We start from the raw sequence: 4,818 nt of genomic DNA on the forward strand, positions 1-4,818 counted from the left end.
TGCTCGGTCGACTCCGGGGGCGGCGTCGTAGTCAAACCCGTCCAGGGTGGCGGGGGTGGGCAGGCAGGCGAACCGCAGCCGCCCGGCCAGGCGGCGGGCCTCGGTGGCATCGACCTCGATGCCGAGGAGGTGCTCGAGGGTGTAGGTCATCGTCCACTCCTGCTCGGCGGCGGTCTGCAGCACCTGCGGTAGGGCTTGCGCGGCGGAGTCGAGTTTGAGTGCGGCGAGATGCCCACGTAGCTGCTGATACACCGAGACCGCCGATTGTGACTGCGGTGCATCACTGTTCGGATTGGAGGTGGTGGTGGTTTCGTCGGTCTTGTTGGTCATGGGAGTTGGGTCCTGTTCTGTGCGGCGCGTTCGTACACGCTCAGATCGATCACCGACGCCTCGGTCGGTGTGGCGGGGTGGGCGGTTGCGCGGCGCAGCGCTTCTGCAGCTTGTCGGGCGGTCTGGCCGGGTGGGATGCGTTCCTTGCGGCGATGCGGTCGGCGACTCGATGAGGCGCCGGCCTGGGCCAGGGTGTCCAAGGCGACGACATGGCCGTGGTCACGCACTTGGGCTCCCGAGCCGGCAGTGGCCAGGCGGTGGCGGGCGATCACGATGCCCGAGTCGGTGGCGATGTCGATATGCCCGTCACCGAGACGCTCACTGACGTGCACGTCGCTCATCGCCAACTCCGGGGGCACCGAGTACTGGTTGCCCTTCCATGCCACCAGCGCCTGGCGAGACACTTTCCGCACCTCGGTGACCGTCGTCGGGTACGGAGCTGCTGGCGGGGCGCTCAGGGGTTCGCGTTTGGCGATGGTGGCCACGTTCGAGCGCCCATCTTTGGTTCGGCGCACCCGAACATCCGAGCGGGTCCGGCAGAACGTGTCGCAACTGGTCTGGGCTTGCTCGACGGTCAGCTCGTCAGGAAGTGTGCGCCACCAGCGTTGCGCGGCAATGTGATTGGACTTCTCCACCACACCCTTGCGGTTCCCGCGCCGGGGTGGGCACACGGCCACCGAGACGCCGTAATGCTTGGCGACGCCGGCGAACTCGGCGGTCAACGCGCCGGTTGCCGGGTGACACACCGTGGCCATCCGGTCGAACCGCCACGACTTGGTGACCCCACCCAAGCGGCGGGTGATGCGGTCGATACCGGCGATCACCTGCGGGCGGGTCATATCCGGTGCCAGATAGCCACGCCACCGCCCCGAATGCGACAGTGACCCGACCAGCAGGAATGCGGTCGAACCCCAACCCCACTGCGCTGGAGGATTCGGCAACTCCACCCAATCCCATTGTGTCTCTTCACCCGGCGGGTGTTCGATGATCGCATTCGCCCGTTCGGTGACCTGCGCGCAGTCCGCACACTTCGGTCGCAGACCGCGAGTCCGGATCTGGCGGGTCAGGGTCTGATACGACTGGGTGTAGCCGAGGTCCTCGAGTTCATCGCACAACGTGCGTGACCACAGATGCGGGTCCTCGTCGAGTCGGGCCCGGACATAGTCGAGGTAGGGGTCGAACGGATCAACCGCCGGCCTCTTGCGCTGGCCCGGGGTGCGCTCACCGTTGAGGTAGGCCCGGATCGTCTTTCTATCGTGGCCGGTGTGGCGGGCGATCGCCGAGATCGTCCACCCCCGGTTGTGCAGTGCATGTACTTCCACATCGTTCTCCCGTGTCAACATGAAAGCGGGCCTCCCGAGGTTGCTGGTGAGTGGTCAGAGACCATCAGCATCACGGGAGGCCCGCCTACTCTGGCGGAGCCACACGGGTGGGGAATTCAGATGAGCATCACTGGGGAATTTCGATGAGCGCCGTCACGGTCAGGATCGCCGGATACGGGGCTGCTGGCGGCGCGGTCAGGGGTTCACGGGCGGCGGCCGTGATCACCGATGCCCGCCCATCGGCGGTCGGCCGTATCCGCGCATCCGAACGGGTGCGGCAGAACGTGTCCAGGCCGGTTTGCGCGGCCTCCACCGTTGTCTCGTCAGGAAGAGTGCGCCACCAGCGTTGTGCTGCAGTGTGATTGGACTTCTCCACCACACCTTTGCGGTTGCCGCGTCGGGGCGGGCACACTGCGACTGACACCCCGTAGTATTTGGCGACCGCGGCGAACTCGGCGGTCACCTCGCCGCTGGCCGGGTGACAGACGGTGGCCATCCGGTCAAACCGCCACGACTTCGTCACGCCACCGAGTCGGCGGGTGATGCGATCGAGTCCGCGATCACCTGCGGGCGGGTCATATCCGGGGCCAGGTAGCCACGCCACATCCCTGAATGTGCCAACGACCCGACAAGTAGGAAAGCTGTCTTCACGGAAGGGGCCGACGGCATGGGCTACCGGGAGGTTGCAGTGGAAGAGATCAGAGAAGTCCTGCGGTTGTGGTTGGGCCTTGCGGTGGGGTTACCGGCGCCGGGTCTGCGCACGATCGCCGCGCGTGCGGGTGTCGATAGGAAGACGGTGCGACGCTACATCGCGGCGGCGCAGGCGGCGGGGTTGACGCGCGATGTCGGTGCGTCGGCACTGACCGATGAGTTGCTCGGTGCGGTGGTGGCCGGGGTGCGTCCGGCGCGGCCGAATGGTCATGGCCAGGCGTGGGAAGCGTTGGTGCCGTTCAGCGAACAGATCACGCAGTGGGTGAGGGGAGGAACGCCGGAGAATCCAGAACCGTTGACGGTGACGAAGATTCACATCCTGCTGGCCCGTCAGGGGTGTGTGGTCCCGTATCGGACGCTGGTGCGGTTCGCGACCGAGTGCTGTGGGTATCGCCGCACCACGACCACGGTGCGGGTGGCCGATGGGGATCCCGGGGTGGAGTGCCAGATCGACTTCGGCTACCTCGGGATGCTCGATGATGCGGCAACAGGTAAGCGCCGCAAAGTGTTCGCGCTGGTGTTCACCGCCGTGTACTCGGGGGTGTCAGATGGTCTGTGTAAGTCCAAGTGCTCATCAGTGAGAGGAAGATCTATGAGCATGGCGTTAGACGACAAGCAGCAAGCTCACGACGACGAACCGTTGCCTGAGCTGGCCGAGCCCTGCTCGACCGCGGAAGTCGCCGAGGCATTACACGCCTCGGGCATGGTCGATGAGTTGCTCGCCCAGTTCGATACCGGACAGGTCCAGATCACCGGCGAGGGCGGATTGATCCCGGGCCTGATCAAGCTGGCCCTCGAACGCGGTTTGAAGGCCGAGCTGACCGATCACCTCGGCTATGAGAAGGGTGATCCGGCCGGTCTGGAGTTGCCCAACGCCCGCAACGGTTCGAGCCCGAAAACGGTGGCCTCTGAGGCCGGGCCGGTCGAGCTGAACATTCCTCGTGACCGTGACGGGACGTTCACCCCGCGGCTGGTCCCGAAGGGCTCCCGCCGGCTTGGCGGTCTCGATGACATCATCATCTCGCTGTACGCCGGCGGCATGACGTTGCGCGATATCCAACACCATTTGGCCTCCACGATCGGCACCGATCTCTCGCACGAGACGATCTCCAAGATCTGCGACGAGGTCCTTGATGCGGTCGATGAATGGCAGAACCGGCCGCTGGAGCCGTTGTATCCCGTCATCTACCTCGACGCGCTGGTGGTGAAGGTCAAAGACGGTGCCCATGTTCGAAACAAGCACGCCCACATCGCTATTGGCGTCGACATGGCCGGCGTCAAGCATGTGCTGGGAATCTGGATACAGGCCGAAGAAGGCGCCAAGTTCTGGGCCGGGGTGGGTGCGAATCTGGCCAACCGCGGCGTCAAGGACGTGCTGATCGTGTGCTGTGATGGGCTCACCGGATTGCCCGAGGCAATCGAGGCGACCTGGCCGCTGGCCACGGTGCAAACCTGTGTGGTGCATCTGATCCGCAACTCGATGCGGTTCGTGAACTACAAAGACCGCAAAGACGTGGCCCGGGCGATCAAACCGATCTACACCGCCCCCGATGCCGAGACCGCTCGGCGTGAGTGGGAGGCTTTCCGGGACTCAGAGCTGGGGGTCAAGTATCCGAGTGCGGCATTGGCATTCGACCGCGCGTGGGATCGGTTCATCCCGTTCCTGGCATTCCCTCCCGGGCTGCGCAAAGTCATCTACACCACCAACTCGATCGAGTCATTGAACTACCAACTGCGCAAGGTCATCAAGAACCGCGGCCATTTCCCCAACGACATCGCGGTCCGCAAACTGTTGTGGCTGGCCATCTGCGACATCGAAGACAAACGAGCCGCTCAACGACTCAAAGAACGCGGGACCAGGCGGTCACAGCCCCGTAAGGCCCTCGGGCGACTGGTCGAGGGCCAGGTCGTCACCAACTGGAAACAGGCCCTCGGACAACTCGCACTGGCCTACCCCGACCGGATCGAACCCCACCTCAGCTAAACCCCACAGACCACAAGAAAATCAGGAGTCACGTTCTTACACAGACATCTTGACAAGCTCCGGGTTCGTCACCGACACCGCCCGAGTCGCCACACCAACCGACAAGCCGCGGGTAGAACGCACCATCCACTACGTGCAGAACAACTTTTGGGCCGGTGAGCGATTCTCGAGCCTGCCCGATGCCCAGGCCGCCGCGGTGGCGTGGTGCCAGAGCACCGCGGGGCTGCGGATTCACGGCACCACCGCCGCCGCGCCAGCGGTGCTGTTCGACACAGACGAGCGCGCCCACCTGTTACCGATACCGGCCGACTACGACGTACCGATCTTCAAAACTGTCAAGGTGCACAGAGACTTTCACGCCTCGGTCGGCAAAGCACTGTACTCACTGCCCGAATGAAGCGCCCCGGGTTTGATGGAGGCAATCAAAACCCGGAAGGATGACCAGTATGGTCGCACCACGGAAATACCCCG

Annotated in this window: 4 protein-coding genes and 1 pseudogene; 2 read left to right on the forward strand and 3 right to left on the reverse strand. The window is 64.5% G+C overall.

Going from position 1 to position 4,818, the window contains the following annotated elements; translation table 11 throughout:
- The 3 genes and pseudogenes from BPODLACK_RS22930 to BPODLACK_RS22940 form a co-directional block, all read right to left on the reverse strand.
- A partial coding sequence (locus BPODLACK_RS22930; RefSeq protein ID WP_236577759.1) for an ATP-binding protein occupies nucleotides 1-330 on the reverse strand: 330 nt, incomplete at its 3' end.
- A complete protein-coding gene (locus tag BPODLACK_RS22935; protein ID WP_024498618.1) occupies nucleotides 327-1,673 on the reverse strand; it encodes a Mu transposase domain-containing protein in 1,347 nt (448 codons plus the stop codon). The genes BPODLACK_RS22935 and BPODLACK_RS22930, both read right to left, overlap by 4 nt.
- A gap of 136 nt (nucleotides 1,674-1,809) precedes the next feature.
- Nucleotides 1,810-2,300: pseudogene (locus BPODLACK_RS22940) on the reverse strand (IS21 family transposase); the annotation flags it as partial.
- 655 nt (nucleotides 2,301-2,955) lie between these two features.
- Between BPODLACK_RS22940 and BPODLACK_RS22945 the strand changes: the two are divergent.
- A complete protein-coding gene (locus BPODLACK_RS22945) occupies nucleotides 2,956-4,347 on the forward strand; it encodes an IS256 family transposase (RefSeq protein WP_159406313.1) in 1,392 nt (463 codons plus the stop codon).
- Between the two features lie 49 nt (nucleotides 4,348-4,396).
- On the forward strand, nucleotides 4,397-4,744 hold the full coding sequence (locus BPODLACK_RS22950; RefSeq protein ID WP_159406312.1) for a hypothetical protein: 348 nt from the start codon (nucleotides 4,397-4,399) through the stop codon (nucleotides 4,742-4,744).
- Nucleotides 4,745-4,818: the final 74 nt, after the last annotated feature.

Source organism: Gordonia sp. YY1 (assembly GCF_009872315.1).
In the GTDB taxonomy this organism is placed as follows: Bacteria; Actinomycetota; Actinomycetes; order Mycobacteriales; family Mycobacteriaceae; genus Gordonia; species Gordonia amicalis.